Annotated in this window: 22 protein-coding genes; 8 read left to right on the top strand and 14 right to left on the bottom strand. The window is 66.9% G+C overall.

What is annotated here, in order from left to right:
- Window positions 1-430 precede the first annotated feature (430 nt).
- Complete coding sequence (locus tag AWB70_RS07785) at window positions 431-694, bottom strand: hypothetical protein (RefSeq protein WP_053571269.1); 264 nt, start codon at window positions 692-694, stop codon at window positions 431-433.
- 250 nt (window positions 695-944) lie between these two features.
- Here AWB70_RS07785 and AWB70_RS07780 point away from each other — a divergent pair, with 250 nt between their 5' ends.
- The 3 genes from AWB70_RS07780 (at window position 945) to AWB70_RS07770 (ending at window position 4,535) form a co-directional block, all read left to right on the top strand.
- Window positions 945-2,240: a sugar efflux transporter gene (locus AWB70_RS07780; protein ID WP_053571268.1), complete on the top strand. Its 1,296-nt coding sequence runs from the start codon at window positions 945-947 to the stop codon at window positions 2,238-2,240.
- 41 nt (window positions 2,241-2,281) lie between these two features.
- Window positions 2,282-3,196: a transcriptional regulator GcvA gene (gene gcvA, locus AWB70_RS07775; RefSeq protein ID WP_053572065.1), complete on the top strand. Its 915-nt coding sequence runs from the start codon at window positions 2,282-2,284 to the stop codon at window positions 3,194-3,196.
- Window positions 3,197-3,281: 85 nt separating this feature from the next.
- Window positions 3,282-4,535: an MFS transporter gene (locus AWB70_RS07770; RefSeq protein ID WP_053571267.1), complete on the top strand. Its 1,254-nt coding sequence runs from the start codon at window positions 3,282-3,284 to the stop codon at window positions 4,533-4,535.
- 10 nt (window positions 4,536-4,545) lie between these two features.
- Here AWB70_RS07770 and AWB70_RS07765 read toward each other — a convergent pair whose 3' ends face one another.
- The 7 genes from AWB70_RS07765 to AWB70_RS07735 form a co-directional block, all read right to left on the bottom strand.
- The gene (locus AWB70_RS07765; RefSeq protein ID WP_053571266.1) at window positions 4,546-5,370 is read right to left on the bottom strand and encodes a serine hydrolase family protein; all 825 of its coding nucleotides are present in this window, start codon (window positions 5,368-5,370) and stop codon (window positions 4,546-4,548) included.
- A gap of 143 nt (window positions 5,371-5,513) precedes the next feature.
- Entirely contained in the window at window positions 5,514-6,722 is a 1,209-nt protein-coding gene (locus AWB70_RS07760; RefSeq protein ID WP_053572064.1) for a YbfB/YjiJ family MFS transporter, read from the bottom strand.
- A gap of 108 nt (window positions 6,723-6,830) precedes the next feature.
- Window positions 6,831-7,754 carry a LysR family transcriptional regulator gene (locus AWB70_RS07755; protein ID WP_060854065.1) on the bottom strand — a complete coding sequence of 308 codons (924 nt, stop codon included), beginning with the start codon at window positions 7,752-7,754 and terminating at the stop codon, window positions 6,831-6,833.
- Window positions 7,755-7,796: 42 nt separating this feature from the next.
- The gene (locus AWB70_RS07750) at window positions 7,797-8,213 is read right to left on the bottom strand and encodes an organic hydroperoxide resistance protein (protein ID WP_041733356.1); all 417 of its coding nucleotides are present in this window, start codon (window positions 8,211-8,213) and stop codon (window positions 7,797-7,799) included.
- Window positions 8,214-8,250: 37 nt separating this feature from the next.
- Window positions 8,251-8,523, bottom strand: a complete 273-nt coding sequence (locus AWB70_RS07745; protein WP_041733354.1) for a hypothetical protein — start codon at window positions 8,521-8,523, stop codon at window positions 8,251-8,253.
- A 43-nt stretch (window positions 8,524-8,566) separates the two neighbouring features.
- A complete protein-coding gene (locus AWB70_RS07740) occupies window positions 8,567-8,788 on the bottom strand; it encodes a DUF4148 domain-containing protein (protein WP_053571265.1) in 222 nt (73 codons plus the stop codon).
- A gap of 207 nt (window positions 8,789-8,995) precedes the next feature.
- Window positions 8,996-9,451, bottom strand: a complete 456-nt coding sequence (locus tag AWB70_RS07735; RefSeq protein WP_235024160.1) for a redoxin family protein — start codon at window positions 9,449-9,451, stop codon at window positions 8,996-8,998.
- A gap of 349 nt (window positions 9,452-9,800) precedes the next feature.
- Between AWB70_RS07735 and AWB70_RS07730 the strand changes: the two genes are divergently transcribed.
- Window positions 9,801-10,544: a response regulator gene (locus tag AWB70_RS07730; protein WP_053571264.1), complete on the top strand. Its 744-nt coding sequence runs from the start codon at window positions 9,801-9,803 to the stop codon at window positions 10,542-10,544.
- Complete coding sequence (locus tag AWB70_RS07725) at window positions 10,541-11,881, top strand: sensor histidine kinase (protein ID WP_053571263.1); 1,341 nt, start codon at window positions 10,541-10,543, stop codon at window positions 11,879-11,881. Before AWB70_RS07730 ends, AWB70_RS07725 begins: the two co-directional genes overlap by 4 nt.
- Window positions 11,882-11,890: 9 nt before the next feature.
- Here AWB70_RS07725 and AWB70_RS07720 read toward each other — a convergent pair whose 3' ends face one another.
- The 6 genes from AWB70_RS07720 to AWB70_RS07695 all read right to left on the bottom strand — a co-directional run bounded on the left by AWB70_RS07720 (window position 11,891) and on the right by AWB70_RS07695 (window position 16,821).
- Window positions 11,891-12,658: a glycosyltransferase family 2 protein gene (locus AWB70_RS07720; RefSeq protein ID WP_053571262.1), complete on the bottom strand. Its 768-nt coding sequence runs from the start codon at window positions 12,656-12,658 to the stop codon at window positions 11,891-11,893.
- A 67-nt stretch (window positions 12,659-12,725) separates the two neighbouring features.
- The gene (locus tag AWB70_RS07715; protein ID WP_053571261.1) at window positions 12,726-13,523 is read right to left on the bottom strand and encodes a lysophospholipid acyltransferase family protein; all 798 of its coding nucleotides are present in this window, start codon (window positions 13,521-13,523) and stop codon (window positions 12,726-12,728) included.
- A complete protein-coding gene (locus AWB70_RS07710) occupies window positions 13,516-14,361 on the bottom strand; it encodes a MipA/OmpV family protein (RefSeq protein ID WP_053571260.1) in 846 nt (281 codons plus the stop codon). The genes AWB70_RS07715 and AWB70_RS07710 overlap by 8 nt, the downstream gene beginning before the upstream one ends.
- Window positions 14,361-15,680, bottom strand: coding sequence for an NAD(P)/FAD-dependent oxidoreductase (locus AWB70_RS07705; RefSeq protein ID WP_053571259.1), 1,320 nt, complete (start codon window positions 15,678-15,680; stop codon window positions 14,361-14,363). The genes AWB70_RS07710 and AWB70_RS07705 overlap by 1 nt, the downstream gene beginning before the upstream one ends.
- 16 nt (window positions 15,681-15,696) lie before the next feature.
- Window positions 15,697-16,413, bottom strand: a complete 717-nt coding sequence (fabG, locus tag AWB70_RS07700) for a 3-oxoacyl-ACP reductase FabG (protein ID WP_014252232.1) — start codon at window positions 16,411-16,413, stop codon at window positions 15,697-15,699.
- Window positions 16,414-16,560: 147 nt separating this feature from the next.
- Window positions 16,561-16,821 (bottom strand): phosphopantetheine-binding protein, encoded by a 261-nt coding sequence (locus AWB70_RS07695; RefSeq protein WP_014252231.1) that lies wholly within the window; start codon window positions 16,819-16,821, stop codon window positions 16,561-16,563.
- A 443-nt stretch (window positions 16,822-17,264) separates the two neighbouring features.
- On the opposite strand from AWB70_RS07695, the gene AWB70_RS07690 reads away from it, so the two are divergent.
- From AWB70_RS07690 to AWB70_RS07680, 3 genes are read left to right on the top strand one after another with little or no spacing between them, the layout of a single operon-like run.
- Window positions 17,265-17,918 (top strand): COG4648 family protein, encoded by a 654-nt coding sequence (locus AWB70_RS07690; RefSeq protein ID WP_053571258.1) that lies wholly within the window; start codon window positions 17,265-17,267, stop codon window positions 17,916-17,918.
- A gap of 20 nt (window positions 17,919-17,938) precedes the next feature.
- Window positions 17,939-19,651: an ApeI family dehydratase gene (locus AWB70_RS07685; protein ID WP_053571257.1), complete on the top strand. Its 1,713-nt coding sequence runs from the start codon at window positions 17,939-17,941 to the stop codon at window positions 19,649-19,651.
- Entirely contained in the window at window positions 19,648-20,622 is a 975-nt protein-coding gene (locus AWB70_RS07680) for a lysophospholipid acyltransferase family protein (protein WP_235024159.1), read from the top strand. The genes AWB70_RS07685 and AWB70_RS07680 overlap by 4 nt, the downstream gene beginning before the upstream one ends.
- The last annotated feature ends 4 nt before the right edge of the window (window positions 20,623-20,626 follow it).

Genomic DNA, 20,626 nt, shown 5'->3' with positions numbered 1-20,626 from the left:
ATCGGGAAGGATGGTCCGCAGTCAGGCGAATTGCAGGCACGAATGATGCCAATCGACGGTTGCTGGCGCTTAGAGGCGGCGAATTGTCGGGCGGGCGCGAGGAACCCGCCGCCCGGCGCTCATTGCAGCGGCGATTGTCCCGCTGGCGCCGCGAGTTCGCGCATCGCGTAGCGTTTCGATGGAATCATGTGTCGTTATCGTGTTAACAAAAGACGGCGCACTGTTGGATCGCTTCCATCTGGCGTTCGCCTTGTCGAGAACTGGTTTGAAGCGGCCATGGCGATCGACGCGCAGGCGTGGTGGCGTCGATCAAGGAGCAGCGCACGTTCGTGACAACGATAGGCGAGCTTGCAAGCAATACAAACCCTCCAAAGGAAGGCATGTGGTTCGAGTGGCTGCTTTCGCCGAGCGCCTAAGCGCTTTCAACTAATTAGTCGTCGAACTCGCCGGACTCCAGAGCATCCGCGAAATCCGTGAGCCAGATGGCGAAGTGATCCGTGTCGTAGCTCGCCGTCTTGCCGTTGGAGATTCGCGTGACGGAAATCTGCCGCGTGGCGCCGGTTGAGTTGTCCTCCGGGACGATGACATTGTCCGTAATCCGGAAATCACGAAGTTCGAGCCCCCGATTCACAAGCACGGCTTTGACGTCTTCTTGTTCGTCCCAGGAAAACTGGGAGAAGTCATGGGCTGTCATGCGGTCTCCTCGCACGGGTGGGAAAAGCGTTGCGCTCAGTCGCCAGTTTGCCACCGGTTTAAAACCCGACATCTGTATTTAGCTGGCGCTACGACATTTCTAACTGGCCGCGACATAAAAACCGACGCTAATTTACATTATGTCAACTAACACGCGCACCCCAATCCCGAAATCCCCCAACCGCCCAAATCCCGCACAATCACCCCAAACCCGCCCATACGCGACCCCAGCCGCGTCCCTCAACATCCCGATGAACACACGCCTTTTCAGCCTCGCGAAAATTCCCTTCTTCCTCCCGCTCGCCGGCGCAACCTTGATGCTCGGCATCGCGATGTCGTTCACCGCGCCGTATCTCTCGCTGTTCAGCGTCGAACAGGCCGACATGACGCCGCTGCGCCTCGGCGTCTTCATGACGGTGATCGCGGCGAGCGGCGTCGTCGCGAGCGCCTTCGCGGGCAAATGGTCGGATCGCCACGGCCATCACCGTGGGCTGCTGCTTGCCGCGCTCATCGCGTCGGCGCTCGGCTTCCTTCTGCTGTGCCTGCTGCGCAGCTATCCCGCGCTGATCGCCATCGGCATCGTGTTTCTCGGCGCGGGCGGCGCCGCCATGTCGCTCGTGTTCTCGTTCGCACGCGCCGCTTTGCCCGTCGATGACGAAGCCGAACGCGCACTCGCGCTTTCCACGCTCAGAACCGTCCTGTCGATGGCCTGGGTCTTCGGCCCCTCGGTCGGCGCACTGGTGCTCGCCGCCGCGGGCTTCTACGGCCTTTTCCTGTTCGCGGCCGCGTGTTTCGTCGCGTGCGGCGGCATCGTCTGGCGCATGCACGATTCGCCAAAAGGTGATCCGCACAGCGCACCCGCGCACTACGCGGGCGATCCGTCGTCGCTCCTCGAAGTGACCGCGCCCGATACCGACGAACTCGTGCCGCCGCACGCCGGCGCGCCGCACACGCGCGCGGAAATCTGGCGCGCCACCGTGGCCATGACGCTCATCGGGCTGGCCGCGAGCGCCACCATGATCGTGTTGCCGCTGTACGTCGTTCACGGCATGCACGGCACGCGCATCGACGTATCGGTCATGCTCGGGCTCGGCGCCTTCCTCGAAATCCCGATGATGCTCGCGCTCGGCGCACGCGGCTCGCGCCTCGACAAGCAGCGATGGCTCGCCGCCAGCGCCGCCGTGCACACGGTTTATTTCATCGCGGTCGCGGCGTCGCAGAGCATCCGCTTCCTGATTCCGATGCAGGCGTTCAACGCGTTCGTCGTGTCCGTCATCTCATGTCTCGGCATGATCTATATGCAGGACCTGATGCCCGAACGACCCAGCTCGGCCACGGCGCTCTTTTTCAACGCCTCGCGCGTCGGCTCGATTCTTTCCGGCGTGCTGTCGGGCGCGCTCGTCGCGGCACTCGGCTATCGAGGCACGTTTCTCGTCTGCGGCGGCATCGCGCTGGGCGCAGCGGTCCTGTTCGCGAATCCGCCGTTCGGACGCATCGCGCGCCGGTCGTGGAACGGGTGGAAGTCGCGGCGCGAGCCGGCCCGCTGAAATGGCAATATAAGCACACGCCGCCGACCGACACGCCCAACATGCCCCAGCGCCTCCCGCCGCTCAACGCCCTGCGCCTCTTCGAAGCCGCGGCGCGCCATCGCAGTTTCAAGCTCGCCGCGGCCGAGCTCAACGTGACGCCGGGCGCCGTGAGCCACGGCATCGGCGCGCTCGAAAAGCTGCTCGGCGTGGAGTTGTTCGTGCGCGAGCCGCGCGGCCTGTCGCTGAGCGCCGCCGGCGAACACTACCTGCCCTACATAGCCGAAGCGTTCTCGCTCATCGCCATCGGCACGCGATCGCTGGCCGACCGGCGCACACGCCGCTCCATCTCCGTCACCTGTGCACCTACGCTCGCCGCCCGCTGGCTCGTCCCGCGCCTCGCCGATTTCCGCGCGCGCTGGCCCGACGTCGACGTCAGCGTCGATACCTCGCGGCGTCAGGCGGGTTTTCCCGTCGATGGCTTCGATATCGGCCTGCGCCTCTCGCGCGGCCCGGTGGACGGCGCATCGTGGCAGCGTCTTTTCGGCGAGCGTCTCGTGCCGCTTTGCAGCCCGGCCTACCGCGCGGGGCTGTCGGGCGCGGACGGCAGCGCGGATCTCTCACGCGCCACGCTGATTCACGTCGATACCGCGAGCCAGGACTGGCAGGCGTGGATGGACGGCGCGGGCATCGACGGGCTCGATCTTCGCGGCGGTCTGCGCTTCGATACCGTCCAGCTTGCCTTCGACGCCGCCGCGGCGGGGCTTGGCGTCGTCATCGGCAGACGGCCGCTCGTCGATCGCGAACTGACGGCGGGCACGCTGGTGGAAGCGTCCGCGACGCGCGTCGAAACGCAAACGGCCTACTGGCTGTGCGAATCGCCGCACGCGAGCGAGCGCGCGGATCTCGTCGCGTTTCGCACCTGGCTGATCGAACAGGCGGCCGGTTTCGCCGAAAGCGAAAAAGCGAGCGATTGAACTGCGCTCAACCGTCCACGAAAAGTTTTCGTTTGCCAGCACGGACGTTCGCCTGCGACGATGGCGGCAAGGAGGAACACGCGCCATGTCAAGCCTATCCGCCACGAAAGACACGAGCCGCGCAACGGCGTGGGCGCTCATCGCCGCCGCCGGGCTGATTTTGAGCGCCGCGATGGGCGTGCGTCAGACCTTCGGGCTTTTCATCGGGCCGTTTTCCTTCGATCGCGGTCTGCCCGTCACGCTGATCGCCTTCGCGATCGCGCTGCACAATCTCGTGTGGGGCTTCGCGCAGCCGTTCGCGGGCGCCGCCGCCGACCGCTACGGCGCGGCGCCCGTCGTCGCGACCGGCGCGGCCACGTTCGCCGCCGGGCTCGCGCTCGCCGCCGCCGCGACATCGGGATGGATGCTCGTATTGGGTCTCGGCGTGCTCGTCGGCATCGGCATCAGTTGCACGAGCTTCGGCGTGGTGCTCGCGACGGTCGGACGCGTCGCTTCGCCGCAAACGCGCAGTGTCGCGATGGGCCTCGCCAGCGCGGGCGGCTCCCTCGGCCAAGTGCTGATGGTGCCGTTCGCGCAGGAGATCCGGCTGTATGCGGGCGTGCCGGCGTCGCTCTACGCGCTCGCCTTCGTGCTCTTGCTCGCGGCGCCGCTCGGCATCGTGCTCGATCGCGCGAGCCGCCGTCAGCGCGTGGCGGCGGCGTCATCGCATGAAACGCAGAGCGCCGCCATGCCGCTCGCCGAAACGCTGCGCTTCGCGACGCGTCATCGCGGCTACCGGCTGCTGACGCTCGGCTTTTTCACGTGCGGTTTTCAGCTTGCGTTCATCGCCACGCATCTGCCCGGCTATCTGATGCTCTGTCACATGCCGGTCGGGCTCGGCGCAACGGCGCTCGCGCTCATCGGCCTGTTCAACATGTTCGGCAGTTGGGGATGCGGCTGGCTCGGCGGACGCTGGCGGCAACAGCATGTGCTCGCGTGGCTCTATCTGATTCGCGGCGGCACGATCGCCCTCTTCGTGCTGCTGCCCACGACGAGCGTTTCCGTCGTCGTCTTCGCCGCCGTGATGGGCCTCACATGGCTCGGCACGGTGCCGCTGACCAATGGTCTCATCGCTAAAGTGTTCGGCACGCGTCATCTCGGCACGCTGTTCGGCGTCGTGTTCCTGAGCCATCAGCTCGGCTCGTTTCTCGGCGCGTGGCTGGGCGGCTATGTGTTCGACACGACCGGTTCGTACTCGCTGATCTGGGGCGCGACGGCCGTCGCGGGGCTGGTCGCGGCGCTGCTGCACTTTCCGATCGACGACAGGCCCGTCGCCGAGGAATCGCTCGCCGCGGCCTGAAAACGCGCCGCTAGCGCTTCAAAAGCCAGCTTCGCAGCCTTTCCGCGTCCTGAAAGTGCCCGTGCACACTCGGCGCGCCGAGGATGACGAAGAGCGTGGGACGCCCCCGCACCGTCGCGATGACGATGAGGCAATGCCCCGCCTCGTTCGTGAAGCCCGTCTTCTGCAAGCCGACATGCCACGCATCGCGATACACGAGCGGATCGGTATTGCGATACACGAGCGGCCCCTCGCCGCCGAGCACCAGCTTGTGATGCGACGTCGCGAATTCGCGGATTGTGGGATAGCGATACGCCGCGCGCGCGAGCCGCGTGAGATCGCGCGCCGTCGATACGTTGTGCGGCGAAAGACCGGTCGGATCGACGAAATGGCTGCGGTTCATGGCGAGCCGCTTCGCGGTGCGGTTCATCGCGCGCACGAAGCCCGCGCGGCCGCCGGGATAATCGCGGCTGAGCGCGAACGCGGCGCGATTCTCCGACGACATCAGCGCGATATGCAGCATCGTCTTGCGCAGCAAAAGCGAGCCGACGGGCAGCCGCGAGCGCGACCACTTGAGTCGATCGACATCGGCATCGGTGATGCGCGCGGGCTTGAGCAGCGAATGCTTCGAGTCGAGCACGACCATCGCGGTGAGCAGCTTGGTGAGCGAGGCCACGGGCAAGCGCCGGTCGGCGTGCTTCGCGTAGAGCGTGCGGCCGCTCGTCAGATCGACGACGATCGCGGCGCGCGCCTGCACGGCGGGCTGCTTCGGGGCGGCGGCGCGCTTCGCATGCGCGATCAGCGGCGCCAGGCTCGCGAAGAGAAAGACAATGAAGAGCAGATGCAGTTTAAGCATGACGCGTCCGGATGCGCGTCGGAATTGAGCGTCGATGTGGCGGCATGGTGCGGCGGCGGACGAAAGAGTCCGCTACCGTATGGGGCGAGGCTTAAGCGAAACTTAAACCGGGCAGTTCGGCCTCGACGCGCGACCCATCCGGCTCAATTCGCCCTCGACCTCAACGCGGCGAAGAGATCGACGGTGAGCGCAACCGCCAGCGCCGCCGCGCCGATCGCGAACAGCAGGCGATAATCCCCGCCGCTATTCGAGAACAGAAACGACAGGCCATACGCGGCGAGCGCCTGGAGCACGGCGAATCCCGTCGTCGCGGTGCGCCACGCGCCCTTCTGCGCGGCCGGATGATGCGCGAGCAGTTCGTTCACGCGTCCGAGCACGAGCGGCACGATGCCCGGCGTGAACGCGCCGACCACCACGCTCGACACCATCAGCAACACCGCGCTCGACGACACCGCCGGCAGCGCGACGGCCACCAGTTGCACCAGATACGCCACGCGCAGCGCAGGCCCGAAGCCCGCGCGATCCGCGAGATGGCCGGCGAGAAGCGGTCCGGCGATCGCACCGAGCCCATACAGCACCCAGAATTGCGCGCCCGCATCGACGCCCTTGCCGAGTCCGCGCGCGACGAAATCGACGAGAAAGATCATGTGCGGGACGAGCCCCACCGCATTCAGCGCGTATTCCGCGAACAGCGCGCGCAACGCGGGCGGCGAAGGCGCTTTCGCATGCGTGTGTCCATGCGCGTGCTCCTGCGCCGGCGCTTCGTCCGACGGCCAGCCGTGCCACGCGACCATCGTCAGCAGCAGCGACACCGTCGCGAGCCCGAGCCATGTCTCGGTCAGCCCGTGCCGCAGCAGCAGCGGCACGATCGTCCCCGACGCGGCGATGCCGAGCCCGATGCCCGCGAAGATCGCGCCGCTCGCAAAGCCGCGGCGCGACGGCGCGACATGCGCGATGATCGTCGGCGCGGCGAGCACCATCAGCGCGCCGCCTGAAATGCCGGACAGAAAGCGCCACGCGAAGAACCACAGAAACGACACCGGAAAAGCGCACGCGACGAACGCGATGGTGGCGAGGATCATCATCGCGCGCAATACGGTGGCGGCTTGCGCGCGCCGCGCGAGCCAGCCCGCCGCGAGCGCGCCCGCGAGATAACCGCCGAGATTGGCCGCGCCGAGATACGCCGCCGTGGACGCCGGAAACCAGTGCGCGCCGATGATCGCCGGCAACAGCGGCGTATAGGCGAAGCGCGCGAGCCCGATGCCGACGAGACTCGCGCTCGCCCCGGCCAGCACGCCGCGCCAGACCTGAAATGTGCCCCTTTCCGATTGATTCGAGACTGCGTATCGCATGGTGCCTCCCTGCCGCATCGGGCACGGTCTACGCGCCCTTCGATGAAGGCCAGTCTATATTCGATCGAATCGAGAGAGAATCGCCGCGAGCCGGAAGTCAATCTTCCGCTAGACGGTCGAATCGAGCTCCAGCCGCTTGAATTGCTGGCGCAGGCGCGGCGTGGCGAAGTCGACGAACGCGCGCACCTTCGGCACCGACAAACGCCCGTGCGGCGTCAGCAAGTGGACCGGCAACGGCGCATGCTCGCTGTCCGCGAGCACGATCCGCAGCGACGCGTTCTTCACTTCCCTGGCGACGTGATAGGAAAAGAGCCGCGTGAGGCCGTGGCCATCGACGGCCGACGCCACCGCCGCCCGCACCGTGTTCACGATGAAGCGCGGCGCGAACTGCACGACCTGCGGAATGGCCGCGCCGCCCGATGTCGGAAAGCTCCATGAATCGAGGCCGAAATGCGTCATCGAAATAACCTGATGCTGAGCGAGATCGGCAGGCTTGCGAATGCGCGGATGCTTCGCGAGATAACGCGGCGACGCCGCCACCACGCGCCGCACCGCGCCCACGGGAATCGCGATCAGCGTCGAGTCCGACAGATGCGCGATGCGCAGCGCCACATCGATGCCTTCGTCGATCAGGCTCACGGGCCGGTCGAGCAGTTGCAGGCGCACGGAGACAGCGGGAAAGCGCGCCAGAAAATCGTCGATCAGCGGGCGCAGGAAGTCTTCGCCCGCGGCGACGGGCGCGGTGATCGTCAGAAGCCCGCGCGGCGCGGAGCGTTCGTGCGCGATCAGTAAATCGGCTTCTTCGAGATCGGTGAGAATGCGGCGGCACGCGGCCGCGTAACGCTCGCCCGCTTCGGAGAGCCGGATCGTGCGCGTCGTGCGATGAAGCAGCGCCGTGCCCGTATGTTCCTCGAGAAACGCGATTGCCCGGCTCACGGCGGCGGGCGAGCGGCCGAGCCGCCGCCCCGCGCCTGCCAGGCTGCCTTCGTCCAGCGTGGCGATGAACACTTTCATCGCGTCGATACGGTCCATGTCGGCTCGGTGCTTCAGGGGCGAAGCGCCAAGTCTACCGCCTCAGACCACCGAGATCGTCACGTCGATATTGCTTTTCAGCGCCTTCGAGTACGGGCAGGTCTGATGCGCCAGGTTCGCGATTTCCTCCGCCACCGCGCGCTCGATGCCCGGCAGGCTCACGTTCAAGCGTGCGCGCAGCAGATACGCTTCGCCGGCCATGCCGAGATCCACTTCGGCATCGACGGCGGTGTCGGCGGGCAGGCGCGTCTTCAGCTTGGCCGCGGCCTTGCCCATCGCGCCGATGAAACACGCCGACCAGCCCGCGGCGAGCATCTGCTCGGGATTGGTGCCCGCGCCCGCCGATCCGGGCGGCGAGAGCTTCACGTCGAGACGGCCATCGGTGCTCTTCGCATGGCCTTCGCGGCCTCCGACGACGCGCGTTTTGCCGGTGTACAGGACGGTGTCGATCTGGGTCATGATGATTTCCTCTGGGTGCGTTCGAAAGTGGCTGGGCTTAGTGATGCGCGAAAAGTCTGGCGACGTCGTTCGTGTTCACGCCGCGTGCGCCCGATTGCGTGGCGCCGTCGGCGATGCCGCCATACGCCTGCATCGGCATGGCCGCGCTCTCGCTGGCGATGGTCTGCGCGCTCACGCCGCGCTGCGAAGCGGGCGCGCCCGCGAGCGGGTCGTAATGCGGCGCGGGGCCGTAGCCGCTGCTGGCGAACGCGGAGCCGGCTGCGACGGCGCTGACGGCGATGACTGCGGCGGTGACGAATTGCTTGATCATGATGTGTCTCTCTTCGATGATGTGGAAAGGGTGTTGAATCGGATTAGCTGCCCTGATACAGGCTGCGCAAGGCGGCGATCTGGCCGTCGCGCTGTGCCTGCACGAGTTCCTGCTTCACCTCGGCGCGCGTCTTGCCAAGCACCGCGCGATTCGCGACGGCCTGCTGGGTTTGCACGTCCACCGTGCTGCCGTGGGTCACGGCGGCATGCGCCACACCGGTCAGAGCGCTGGCGGCGAGAGCGAAAGCAACGATCGTGGATTTCATGGCGTTTCTCCTTGAGCGAATGAATCAGTCGGGTCGAATGGGTTGAGGCACGTCGGCTTTCGCGGTGTTCGCTTTGCGTTTCACTCGTCAGCCGTCGATGTGTGTATTTGAAGGCTCGCAGGTATCTGCCATGTGTCCCGGAACCGTGTGTTGTGCAATGTTTTGTATCGCCCGCGTTCCAGATACATTGCGATACGAAAGCCCGGTTCAGCGCGCGGCCAGCAGCGTTTCGATGGCCGCTTCGGTCTGGGCGTCGCCGCCCTCGCCTGCTTGCGTGTGGACGACGCGCCCGTGTCGATCGATCAGATAGCGCGACGGCCAGCGCTGGTTGCCGTATGCGGCCCACGTCGCGTAGCCGTTGTCCTGCGCGACGGGATACGCAATCCCGAAACGCTCGACGGCGCGCTTCACGTTGTTCGTGTCCTCTTCGAACGGAAACTCGGGCGTATGCACGCCGACCACGACGAGCCCTTTGTCCGCGTATTGGCGATGCCACGACTTCAAGGCCGGCAGGCTCTCGATACAACTGCCGCACGCAAAGGCCCAGAAATCGACGAGCACGACCTTGCCGCGCAACTGCGCGAGCGTGAGCGGCGTGCTGTTGATCCATGTGTCGATGCCCGCGAACTCGGGCGCGGCGGCGTGGCGGATGGACCGGTGCATGACGAAAACCTCCGAATGCGGTAGAAATCGGGGCGGCGCGCACGATGCGCACGTTCCCGGCACAACCGCATTGGACTGCGCGGGCGTATCCCGCTTGTGTCGGTTCGCGCCGGGCTGCGCAATGTTATGTATCGCGCGGCATGCGGGATACACTGCGATACAAAAGCCCCGCCGAAGCGCGCTATAACGCAGTCATTGGTTATCGGCGGGAGCAAAAAGATGAAACGCATACTGGCGGTGCTCGCCTTTCTCGCAGGCGGAATAGCGACGGAATTAGCCCATCCGGTTCAGTGTCTGCTGGTCAGCCCGGGCCGGGTGCAACTCAAGCGTCAACGACAACGATCCATCGATGGAAACCAATGATCACGTATTGATCGTCGACGACGATCGCGGCATTCGCGAACTGCTCGCGGAGTATCTCGAGAAGAACGGCATGCGCGTGTCGCTCGCCGCGAACGGCCGCCAGATGCGTGCCGTTCTCGACCAGCAGGGCGCGCCGGATCTCGTCGTGCTCGATCTGATGCTGCCCGGCGAAGACGGTCTCGTGCTGTGCCGCGAACTGCGCTCGGGCAAGTTCCGCGACGTTCCCGTGCTGATGCTCACCGCGCGCAACGAAGAAGCGGATCGCATTCTCGGCCTCGAAATGGGCGCGGACGATTACCTGCCGAAGCCTTTCGCCGTGCGCGAACTGCTCGCGCGCATCAAGTCCGTGCTGCGCCGCACGCGCATGCTGCCGCCGGGCATGGAGGTGAGCGAGTCGTCGCAGATGCTCGCCTTCGGCGACTGGCGGCTCGACACGACCGCGCGCCATCTGCTCGACACCGAAGGCACGATGGTCTCGCTCTCCGGCGCGGAATACCGCCTCCTGCGCGTGTTTCTCGACAACGCCCAGCGCGTGCTCACGCGCGATCAACTGCTGAATCTGACACAGGGCCGCCAGGCCGATGCCTTCGACCGCTCCATCGACCTGCTCGTCTCGCGGCTGCGCCAGCGCCTGCGCGACACCGCGCGCGAGCCGCGCTACATCAAGACGCTGCGCAGCGAAGGCTACGTGTTCTCGGCCGAAGTCACCCCGATCGAGTCGCCTCGATGAGCACGCTTTCGCCCCTTTCTCCGCGATCGATGCTGCACTGGCCGCGCACGCTGTTCGCGCGGCTCGCGCTGATCCTCGTCGTCGGCCTGGCGCTCGCGCAGACCTTCTCGTTCCTGCTGACCATGCACGAACGCGACGAATCGATGACCAACGTGATGGTCGGCTACGTCGAGCGGGAAGTCGCGAGCTCGGTCGCGCTGCTCGATCATCTGCCGCCCGCCGAACGCGCCGCATGGCTGCCGCGGCTCGCGCGGCGCAGCTACGAATTCATCCTCGGACCGGGCGAGACGAACGGCACCGTGCCCGACGCCGCGCTCTCGGAGCGCTTCGCGCGCTCGATCGGCGATGGCATCGGCAAGCGCTATCCGCTGACCGTCAACGCGGTGCCCGGCCACAAGGAGCGCTTTCAGGTGCATCTGAAGCTGTCGGACGGCTCGCCGCTCACCATCGACATGCGCCCGATGGTCGGCACGCCGCTGTCCGCCTGGCTGCCGCTGGTTCTGGTGTTGCAACTGATCGTGCTCGGCGCGTGCTGCTGGCTCGCGGTGCGTCTCGCGACCGGCCCGCTCAAGCGGCTCGCGAGCGCCGCGGACACGCTCGGCCCCGATCTCAAGGCCGAGCGCCTGCCGGAATCCGGCCCGGAGGAAGTCGCGCGCGCCGCGCAAGCCTTCAACGCGATGCAGGACCGCGTCTCGATGTACATGGCCCAGCGCATGCAGATTCTCGCGGCGATCACGCATGATTTGCAGACGCCGATTACGCGCATGCGCCTGCGCGTCGACACGATGGACGATGAAACCGCCGGCGCGAAGCTCCAGCAGGACCTGAAGGAAATGGAATCGCTCGTGAAGGAAGGCGTCACGTATGCGCGCACGCTGCACGGCACGAACGAAGCGCCGCGGCGCATCGATGCCGATGCGCTGTTCGAAAGCATGGTCGACGATTATCTCGATGCCGGCGAAAGCGTGACGCTCGCCGGCAGCATCGGCGGCGCGCTGATGGCCCCGCCGCAGGCGCTCAGGCGCGTGGTGGGCAATCTCGTCGATAACGCGATCAAGTATTCCGGCGCGGCGGAAATCGAAGTCGCCTCGCGCGCCGATGGCCGCGCCGTGATCGCCGTGCTCGATCGCGGGCCGGGCATTCCCGCCGAATCGCTGGAGGCCGTCTTCGAGCCGTTCGTGCGGCTGGAAGGCTCGCGCAACCGGCAGACGGGCGGCACGGGTCTGGGTCTCGCCATCGCGCGCCAGCTTACGCTCGCGATGGACGCGTCGCTCACGCTGCATCAGCGCGAAGGCGGCGGGCTGGAAGCGCGGCTCGTGCTGAAGCAAGCCGCGTAGGCCGGGCGTCTAACGGCCCGTCGCGCGCCGCGCGATCAGCATCGGCAAACGAATCAGAAAGCCGAGAAATAGCCGCGTGTGCATCCACGTGAGCAGCACGTTGTCGCGGCCATAGTGAAAATGCGACACGCCGCCCTCTTCCGGCATGAAGTAGCGCACGGGCGCGTCGAGGTTGATCGGCCGCACGCCGCGCCAGCACAGACGCACCACCGCTTCGGGATCGAAGTCGAAGCGGCGCATCCACGATTGCGAGCGCATCAGCGAAGCGAGCGGCGCAATCGGATAGACGCGAAAGCCGTACAGCGAATCGCCGATGCCCATCCAGAGCGTCTCCAGATTCGCCCAGCCGTTCGAGATGCGCCGTCCCTGCACGCGCAACTGCGGGGCGCTCGCGTCGAACTTCGGGCGGCCGAGGATCATCGCCTCGGGCGCGGCCATCGAGGTCTCCATGAACGTGCGGATCAGCGCGGCGGGATGCTGGCCGTCCGAGTCCATGGTCAGCGCATGCGTGAAGCCGAGTCTGGCCGCTTCTTCGAGGCCCGCGAGGACCGCCGAGCCTTTGCCGCGATTCTCCGGCAGCACGATCACACGCAGGCCGGGATCGGTCTCGGCCATCTTCGAGAGGCGCGCGGCGCTGCCGTCCGTGCTGCCATCGACGACGACCCAGACGGGATTCCACTGTTCGCGCGCGCCGCGCACGGTTTCATCGACTTTCTCGCCGGGGTTGTAGCTCGGAATGAGGACGAGATGCGTGGACGATGCGCGAGTCGAAGACATTGAAGAAGCAGAAAACGGAATGGATGCGACGAATTTTAACGTCTGCCGGCGCTTCGATTTCAGCCGCTCAGTCGCGCGCGCGATGCGTGTCGAGCTCGCCCGCGTAGAAGCGCTGCAATTCGCCGATGAACGCCTGCAGCGCGGCGTGGTCGCGCCCCGGCGGCGCGAAGCGGCGGCCGAGCGTCACCCGGTAGGTGATCGGCAGCGCCGGCTTGCGGAAAATCTGCCAGCCTTTGCCGAGAAAGCCCGAATCCGTCTCGATGATGAGCGTCTGCACCGGCGCCTGCGCGCGCGCCGCGATCAGCGCGATGCCGCCCTTCAGCGGATTCACCGCGGCGCTTTCCGTGCGCGTGCCTTCGGGAAACAGCAGCAGCGGGCTGCCGCGCTGCAGTTCGGCGACGGCGGCGCGAATCAGCCGGACAGGCGTGTCGTTGACGATATAACCCGCGAGCAGCGCGCCCGGCCCGAGAAACACGTTGCCGGCGACATCGCCCTTCATCACGCAGCAGGTATCGGGCACGCGCGACGCGATGAGCAGCGCATCGAGCAGGCAGGGATGATTCGGCGCGAGGATCATCGCGGGTTCGCCCGCGAGCGAATCCAGCTCGGAGAGATCGAAGCGGCACGCGCCGAGCGTGCGCAGCAGCGCGAAGTACAGGTGCCACACGCGCTGCACGACGGCGCGCCCGACGCGCCGCCCCGCATCGACGGAGAGCACGGCACGCAGAATCAGCGCGAAGGGAAACCACGCGAGGCACACGAGCGCGAGCACGGCGAGCGCGAAATAGAACGCCGCGCCTTGCCAGACGCTTTCGAGCGACAGCTTCGCGTCGGCGCCGCCGATTTTGCGATGCGCGTCACTCATCGCTCGCCACCGTTTTCGACGACTGCCCGAACACCCACGCGACCGCCACGCCGCCCGACAGCACGCTTTTCTGACGCACGAGCGGACTGTCGGCGAAGCTCGCGCCCGCGAGATTGGCGTAGCGCATGAACGCGCCGACCCAGTAACGGCTGAAGCGCCGCGACATCGACACGAGCGCCTGCGCGCCCGAATAACCGCCGCTCGCCTGAAACGCCGGCCGGCCGGGCGTCGCGTATTGCGGCGCGACGGTGTAGTAGTGGTCGCTGTAGTGGCCGTTCGCGAACATCGGCCCCGCGAACATGCCCACGCGCAGGCCCGGCACGCCGGCGACATCGACGAGATCGAGGTTCACGTTCGGCTCGAACTGCCAGCCGACCGTTTTCGGCGACGATTCCAGCGTAATGCCCATACGCAGCGGCATGCGCAAATCGAGCAGCATGTCGCGCGAAGCGGAGCGCCACAGATGCACCTCCACCGACGGGCCGATCTCGATGGTCGGCTTCAAATCGGGCATGCCGGCGCGCGCGTTGTCGTCGCGGCTCGAAACCGGCAGCGAACCGAGCACGCTGATGTTGAAATTGACGCGATCGCTTTCGAGCAACTGGCCGCGCACGCCGTCGCGGTCCGCGCGCAGGTACTTGCCGCGATAGATCACGTACGGAAACGGAAAGACCCACGCGCGCGTCTGGTCCGAGCCGGGATAGTGCGGAAACGCGGCCACGCCCATGCCGATGCCCAGTTCCCACAGCGGCTTCTGCGGCGGCGGCGTTTCATCGGCGAATGCGGCGCTGCTGGCCAACAGCAGCGTCAGAAGCGCAAGGCGCGGTCGCAGGCTCATCAATTTGCGGGCGACTCCGCTTCGCTCAGATTGCGGCGGCGCATGCGGTAGGCGCGCAGCGAATTGCGCCAGTCGAGGAGCGCGGTGGCGTAGTAGATGCCCTTGAACGCGCGCAGCGAATGCCAGATGGGCGTGGTGCCGAAAATATCGCCCGCGAGCAGCGACAGCAGCGCTTCTTTCATGCGCAGCGGGTTTCTCGGGCCCATGAAGAGATTGCGCATCGTCGGCGAGGTCATGCGGTAGATGAACCACGAGAACTCGCGCGGGCCGTGGCGCACGTCGCGGTCGAACTTGGCGAGCGCGGCTTGCGCGCGGGCCGGATTCGAGAGCGCCTCGTCGATCGCTTCCGCGCCCGCGAACGCGCTTTGCATCGCGAGCATCACGCCGGACGAGAACACCGGGTCGATGAACGCGAACGCATCGCCGAGCAGCAGGAAGTTGCGCCCGTGCGTCATGTCGCCGGTGTAGGCATAGTTGCCTGTCGCGTGGACCTCGCTGATCAGTTCGGCGTCTTTCAGGCGCTCGGCGAGCGGCCCGCACAGCGCGATCGTCTCGCGAAAGTACGCTTCCACCGACGTGCCCTTCGGACGCCGCTTCAGATACGCCGGCCACACGACCGCGCCGATGCTCGTCGCGCCGTCGGCGAGCGGAATGAACCAGAACCAGCCGTGCTCGAACCAGAACACGGTGATGTTGCCCTCGTGCTCGCCCTCGTTGCGCCGCGCGTTCCTGAAATGGCCGTACAGCGCCGACGAGTTATGGCGTTCGTTGCGGCGCTTGGTCTTGAACTGATTCGCGAGCAGCGTGTCCCGGCCCGATGCATCGACGACGAAACGCGCCCGCACCTGCTCGATGCGGCCATCGTCGTGCTCGACGCCGATCGTCGCGCTGGAATGGTCAGGCGCGAACGCGACCTCGCGCGCGCGGCAGCCTTCGCTCACGTGCGCGCCGTGCTTCGCCGCGTTGCGCAGCAGGATCTCGTCGAGCTCGGAGCGGCGCACCTGATACGCGCTCGGCATCGACTTGTCCCACGCATCGGCGAACAGAAAGCGCTGCGTGCGGTTGCCATGCTGCGGCGACACGAATTCGGCCGCGCGCTTGACCATGCCGATCGCGCGCACCTCGTCTCCGACGCCGAGCTTCTCGAAGAGCCGCAGATTCGCCGGCAGCAGCGATTCGCCGATATGAAAGCGCGGATGCCGCGCCTTCTCCAGCACCCGCACGCGATAGCCGCGGTCCGCGAGCAGCGTCGCCGCCGTCGAACCGGCCGGACCGCCGCCGATCACGACGACGTCCCAGGCTTGCGTCGCTTCGCTCATCCGTGTTCCTCCGTTTTCAGGCGATTCCGCCGTTGACCGACAATACCTGGCCGGTGACATAGGCCGCCGCGTCCGAGACGAGATAGGCCACCATGCCGGCGATTTCCTCGGCCGTGCCCGCGCGCTGCGCCGGCACCAGTTGCTTGATGCGCTCGGGCGGAAACGCCGCGCCGAGCATGGGCGAATCGATGACGCCGGGCGCGACCGCATTCACCGTGATGCCGCGCGACGCCAGTTCCTGCGCGAGCGCACGCGTCGCGCCGATCAGCCCGGCCTTCGCCGCCGCGTAGTTCACCTGCCCGCGATTGCCCATCAGACCCGACAGCGACGACATGTTGACGATGCGGCCCCAGCGCGTGCGGATCATCGGCATCAAAAGCGGCTGCGTGACGTTGAAAAAGCCGTCGAGCGTCACGTCGAGCACGCGCTTCCATTGCCGGTGCGTCATGCCGGCCATGGGCGCGTCGTCGTGGATGCCCGCGTTGTTCACGAGAATCTGGACGGGGCCGTCGGCCAGAATGCGCGCGAGCGCGGTTTCCGTCGCATCGGGATCGGTCACGTCGAAAACGATGACATGCGCTGCCCCGCCCGCCGCGCGAATGGCTTGCGCGCAGCTTTCCGCGCGATCGACGCCGCCGTTCGCGTGAATCCACACTTCGTGTCCGGCGGCCGCGAGCGACCGGCTCACCGCCTGGCCGATTGCGCCGCTGCCGCCCGTCACGAGCGCGCGCATGGGGCTCCCGTCATCGATTGCACTCCGTTTTCATGTGTCGCCGCAACGCGTCGCACGCGCGTGCGCCTTGTCCAGTCTCGATGCGGCGGATTTCAGTCGCATGACAGCGGCTGCCGACGCATTCGGCGCACGACGCCGCGACGCGCGTTATCGCGTGCGATGCGCGGCGACGTGCGCCGCGAGCGCGCCCAGGTTCGCGAAGATTTTCTGGTTGTCGGGATTGTCCGAGCGCAGTTCGAAGCCGTACTTCTTCGAGATGAGGAGCGCGATTTCCAGGATGTCGATGGAATCGAGTCCGAACCCCTCTTCGTACAGGCGCGTATCGGCCGAGACGGCCTTGGGATCGACGTCTTCGAGGTTCAGTTCGGCGACGATCAGCTCGGCGAGCTCTCTTTCCAGTTCATTCATCGTGTGTACAACCGGCGCGAAAACGCGCGGCGAGGGTCGCCCGGAAACCGTGCGCCCCGCGTTCTCCGCACGCTGCCGGCCGTCTTTATCTAGATAATTGCGGTGGCGAAATTCTAGACGAAGCCCCTTGGGACGCCTAGTAGTAAAGGTAACGGGCCGTGCGGTGCGCCACGACACGATATTTTTGAGAAAAATCAGCGGCTTCCCCCACGGGTCGGGGGGCCACGCCAGTAGGGTAAAATTCGCCGGTCTGACGAATGTAAGATCCTCGAACAATCGGTTACAGACCGGGCGCGCACCCGCGCGAGAAAATGATCGTCAGGCGGGCGACTGCCGCATTTTTGTTCAACAACCGAGCGTTCACAAAGAGCGCCGCAGCCGCATCCCATGTTGCGTACCTTTTTCCTTCTTTCATACGCGCCGCGCGGCGCGGGTCCGCGCCGATGAGCGCCGCCCGCTTTCTCCGGGCGGCCGGCGTCGTGGCGGCGATCGTCGCGTACCAGCTCGCCGCGCATCACGCGGCGTCCACGCCGGGCGCGCACGGCCTCGGGCTCGCGCTCGTGCTTGCGCCGCTCCTGCTCGTCACGCTGAACGGCGCCACGCGCTCGACTGCGCGCGCTTGGCTGCTGCCGCTCTGGGCGCTGGCGTGCGCCGCGCTGTGGCTCGCGCGCGCCCCGCTCACCGCGCATTTCGGCTGGGGCCTGTGGCTGGAGCACGCGTGCTTCAATCTCGCGCTCGCGTGGATGTTCGGGCGCACGCTCGCCGCCGGCCGCGAGCCGCTCTGCACCCAGTTCGCGACGATGGTCCACGGCAGGCTCGACGCGCGCGTCGCGCGCTATACGCGCCGCGTCACCGTCGCGTGGACGCTCTTTTTCATCGCGACGGCGCTCGTGTCGACGCTGCTGTTCGCGTGCGCGCCGCTCGTCGCGTGGTCCACCTTCGCCAACTATCTCGCGCTGCCGGCGGTCGGACTGATGTTCGTCGCCGAATATGCGTGCCGCCGCGTCGCGCTGCCGGACATGGAGCCGTCGAGCATCATGGACGCCGTGCGCGCTTACACGCATTCGATGCAGATGCGCCGCAGCGAGGCGCAGTAATGCCGACGAACTCACCGCCCATGCAGACCTTTCCGCTGGTTTTCCACGCGTCGCCGGATCAAACGATCGCCTGGCGCGACGGCACGCCCGTCAGCGTGCGCGCGTTTCTCGCCGACGTGCGGGCGCTCGCCGCCGCGCTGCCCGAAGGCGGCCACGTGTTCAACGTCTGCACGGACCGGTACCGCTTCACGGTAAGCCTGTGCGCGACGCTCGTCGCGGGCAAGACGAGCCTTCTGCCGTCCACGCACACGCCGGAAATGGTGCGCGCCCTCGCCTCGTTCGCGCCGGACGCCTTCTGCCTGCACGACAGCGACGATTGTGCGATCGACCTGCCGCGCTTCCGTTATCCCGACGCCCTCCGCGCCCCGGCCGATGGCGATGGCGAAGCGACCGTGCCGCATATCGACGGCGCGCGCGTCGTGGCTTACGTGTTCACGTCCGGCTCGACCGGCGCGCCGGTGCCGCATCGCAAGACGTGGGGCTTTCTGGTGAAGAACGTGCGCGCGGCGGCGGCGCGCCTGAACCTGCTCGGCGATGCGCGCGCGACGCTCATCGGCACGGTGCCGCCGCAGCACATGTACGGCTTCGAATCGACCGTGCTGCTCGCGCTGCTCGGCGGTCTCGCGTTCAGCAACCGCCAGCCGTTCTATCCCGTCGATATCCGCGCGGAACTCGACGCCATTCCCGAGCCGCGCGTGCTCGTGAGCTCGCCCATTCACCTTCGCGCGCTGTTCGCGAACGACGAAGCGCTGCCGCGCGCGTCGCTGGTGCTGTCGGCGACCGCGCCGCTTTCGGAAAAGCTCGCGCTCGATGCCGAAGCGCGCCTGCAAGCGCCGCTCATGGAAATCTACGGCAGCACCGAAACGGGCCAGATCGCGACGCGCCGCACCGCGCAAACGGCCGCGTGGGAGTTGTTCCCCGATATCGCGCTGACGCCGCGCGCCGACGATGCCGGCGAACAGACGATGTGGGCGTCCGGCGGCCACGTCGAAGTGCCGGTGCCGATGGGCGACGCGCTCGAACTCATCGACGGCGCGCATTTTCTGCTGCACGGACGCAAGGCGGATCTCATCAATATCGCGGGCAAGCGCACGTCGCTCGCGTATCTGAATCATCAGTTGAACGCGGTGCCGGGCGTCGTCGACGGCGTGTTTCACATGCCGGACGAAAGCGGGTCCGATAGCGAGCCGGTGCGCCGCCTGATGGCCGTCGTGGTCGCGCCCGGACTGGACGCAGCCGGCTTGCAGCGCGCGTTGCGCGAGCGCATCGACGCCGCGTTCATGCCGCGGCCGCTGCTCTTCGTCGATTCGCTGCCGCGCAACGCGACGGGCAAGCTGCCGCGCGAAGTGCTGACGAAGCTGATCGAAACCGAACGCCAGCGCCGCACGGCGCTCAGGTTCACCGTGCCGCCCGAACATCCCGCGCTCGCCGGACATTTCCCCGGACACCCGATCGTGCCGGGCGTGGTCCTGCTCGACCACGCGCTCGATGCGATCGGCGCGGCGCTCGGCAGACGCTTCGACGCGTGCCGGATCGAATCGGCGAAATTCCTGAGCCCGGCCGCGCCGGGCGAGGCGCTCGATATCGCCTACGAAACGGCGGCGAGCGGCGCGATCCGCTTCACGATCCGGGCCGGCGAACGCGCGGTGGCGAGCGGTGCGCTCGCCGCTTCATCGGAAACCGCAACGGCGACAGCAACGACCACCACCGCCACGGACGCGCACGCATCGTGAACAAACCGCGCAACCGCGACGACTGGGCCGACCGCCAGGAGCGCAGCAACCTCGCGCTGCTGCGCTTCATGACGTGGATCTCGCTGCGCTTCGGCCGGCGCGCGGGGCGCGTGCTGCTGCGCATCATCACCGCGTATTTCGTGGTCTTCGCGCCGCGCGCGCGGCGTGCATCGCGCGCTTATCTGAACCGCGCGCTCGGACGGCATGCGGGCTGGCGCGACGGCTATCGCCATGTGTTTTCGTTCGCATCGACGATTCACGACCGCATCTATCTGCTCAACGAGCGCTTCGATCTGTTCGATATCCGCACACATGGCGTCGAGCATGTCGAAGCCGCGCTCGCCGATGGACGCGGCGCGTTTCTGATGGGCGCGCATCTCGGCAGCTTCGAGGTCGTGCGCGCGATCGGCCGGGCGCAGCCGCATATCCGCATCGCCATCACGATGTACGAGGAGAACGCGCGCAAGATCAACGCGATTCTCGCCGCCGTGAATCCGGCCGCGCATCACGACGTGATCGGCCTCGGTAAAGTCGATGCCATGCTGAAAGTGCGCGAGCGGCTGGATGCGGGCAGTCTCGTCGGCATGCTCGCCGACCGCACGCTGCGCCAGGCCGGCGACGCGCTCGCGGAACGCGATTTTCTCGGCGCGAGCGCCGCGTTTCCGCTCGGGCCGCTGCACATGGCGGCGGTGCTGCGGCGTCCGGTCGTCTTCATGACGGGGCTGTATCTCGGCGGAAACCGCTACGACATCCACTTCGAAACGCTCGCCGATTTTTCGACGATCGAGCGTCGCGACCGCGCCGCCGCCGTCGATGCCGCGTTGACGCGTTACGTCGCGCTGCTGGAAAAATACTGCCGGGCCGCGCCGTACAACTGGTTCAATTATTTCGACTTCTGGCAGGCGAACGCCGCGCAGGCTCCCGCGCACGCGACCAGCGCCGTTCTGCAGAAAGTCGCGAGGGATTCCTGAGCTT

It is taken from the genome of Caballeronia cordobensis (genome assembly GCF_001544575.2).
Classification (GTDB): Bacteria; Pseudomonadota; Gammaproteobacteria; order Burkholderiales; family Burkholderiaceae; genus Caballeronia; species Caballeronia cordobensis.
Note: the sequence above shows the minus strand (reverse complement) of the source record. Positions and strands in the feature narration are given on the sequence as shown.

Excerpts from the sequence above, each read along its gene's own strand:
- AWB70_RS07705 (WP_053571259.1), bottom strand. The coding sequence starts at position 15,680 with ATGAGCGAAGCGACGCAAGCCTGGGACGTCGTCGTGATCGGCGGCGGT.
- AWB70_RS07710 (WP_053571260.1), bottom strand. The coding sequence starts at position 14,361 with ATGAGCCTGCGACCGCGCCTTGCGCTTCTGACGCTGCTGTTGGCCAGC.
- AWB70_RS07750 (WP_041733356.1), bottom strand. The coding sequence starts at position 8,213 with ATGACCCAGATCGACACCGTCCTGTACACCGGCAAAACGCGCGTCGTC.
- AWB70_RS07780 (WP_053571268.1), top strand. The coding sequence starts at position 945 with ATGAACACACGCCTTTTCAGCCTCGCGAAAATTCCCTTCTTCCTCCCG.
- AWB70_RS07740 (WP_053571265.1), bottom strand. The coding sequence starts at position 8,788 with ATGAAATCCACGATCGTTGCTTTCGCTCTCGCCGCCAGCGCTCTGACC.
- AWB70_RS07695 (WP_014252231.1), bottom strand. The coding sequence starts at position 16,821 with ATGAATGAACTGGAAAGAGAGCTCGCCGAGCTGATCGTCGCCGAACTG.
- AWB70_RS07720 (WP_053571262.1), bottom strand. The coding sequence starts at position 12,658 with ATGTCTTCGACTCGCGCATCGTCCACGCATCTCGTCCTCATTCCGAGC.
- AWB70_RS07725 (WP_053571263.1), top strand. The coding sequence starts at position 10,541 with ATGAGCACGCTTTCGCCCCTTTCTCCGCGATCGATGCTGCACTGGCCG.
- AWB70_RS07745 (WP_041733354.1), bottom strand. The coding sequence starts at position 8,523 with ATGATCAAGCAATTCGTCACCGCCGCAGTCATCGCCGTCAGCGCCGTC.
- AWB70_RS07730 (WP_053571264.1), top strand. The coding sequence starts at position 9,801 with ATGGAAACCAATGATCACGTATTGATCGTCGACGACGATCGCGGCATT.
- AWB70_RS07770 (WP_053571267.1), top strand. The coding sequence starts at position 3,282 with ATGTCAAGCCTATCCGCCACGAAAGACACGAGCCGCGCAACGGCGTGG.
- AWB70_RS07715 (WP_053571261.1), bottom strand. The coding sequence starts at position 13,523 with ATGAGTGACGCGCATCGCAAAATCGGCGGCGCCGACGCGAAGCTGTCG.
- AWB70_RS07785 (WP_053571269.1), bottom strand. The coding sequence starts at position 694 with ATGACAGCCCATGACTTCTCCCAGTTTTCCTGGGACGAACAAGAAGAC.
- AWB70_RS07760 (WP_053572064.1), bottom strand. The coding sequence starts at position 6,722 with ATGCGATACGCAGTCTCGAATCAATCGGAAAGGGGCACATTTCAGGTC.
- AWB70_RS07735 (WP_235024160.1), bottom strand. The coding sequence starts at position 9,451 with ATGCACCGGTCCATCCGCCACGCCGCCGCGCCCGAGTTCGCGGGCATC.
- AWB70_RS07765 (WP_053571266.1), bottom strand. The coding sequence starts at position 5,370 with ATGCTTAAACTGCATCTGCTCTTCATTGTCTTTCTCTTCGCGAGCCTG.
- AWB70_RS07690 (WP_053571258.1), top strand. The coding sequence starts at position 17,265 with ATGAGCGCCGCCCGCTTTCTCCGGGCGGCCGGCGTCGTGGCGGCGATC.
- fabG (WP_014252232.1), bottom strand. The coding sequence starts at position 16,413 with ATGCGCGCGCTCGTGACGGGCGGCAGCGGCGCAATCGGCCAGGCGGTG.
- AWB70_RS07685 (WP_053571257.1), top strand. The coding sequence starts at position 17,939 with ATGCAGACCTTTCCGCTGGTTTTCCACGCGTCGCCGGATCAAACGATC.
- gcvA (WP_053572065.1), top strand. The coding sequence starts at position 2,282 with ATGCCCCAGCGCCTCCCGCCGCTCAACGCCCTGCGCCTCTTCGAAGCC.
- AWB70_RS07755 (WP_060854065.1), bottom strand. The coding sequence starts at position 7,754 with ATGGACCGTATCGACGCGATGAAAGTGTTCATCGCCACGCTGGACGAA.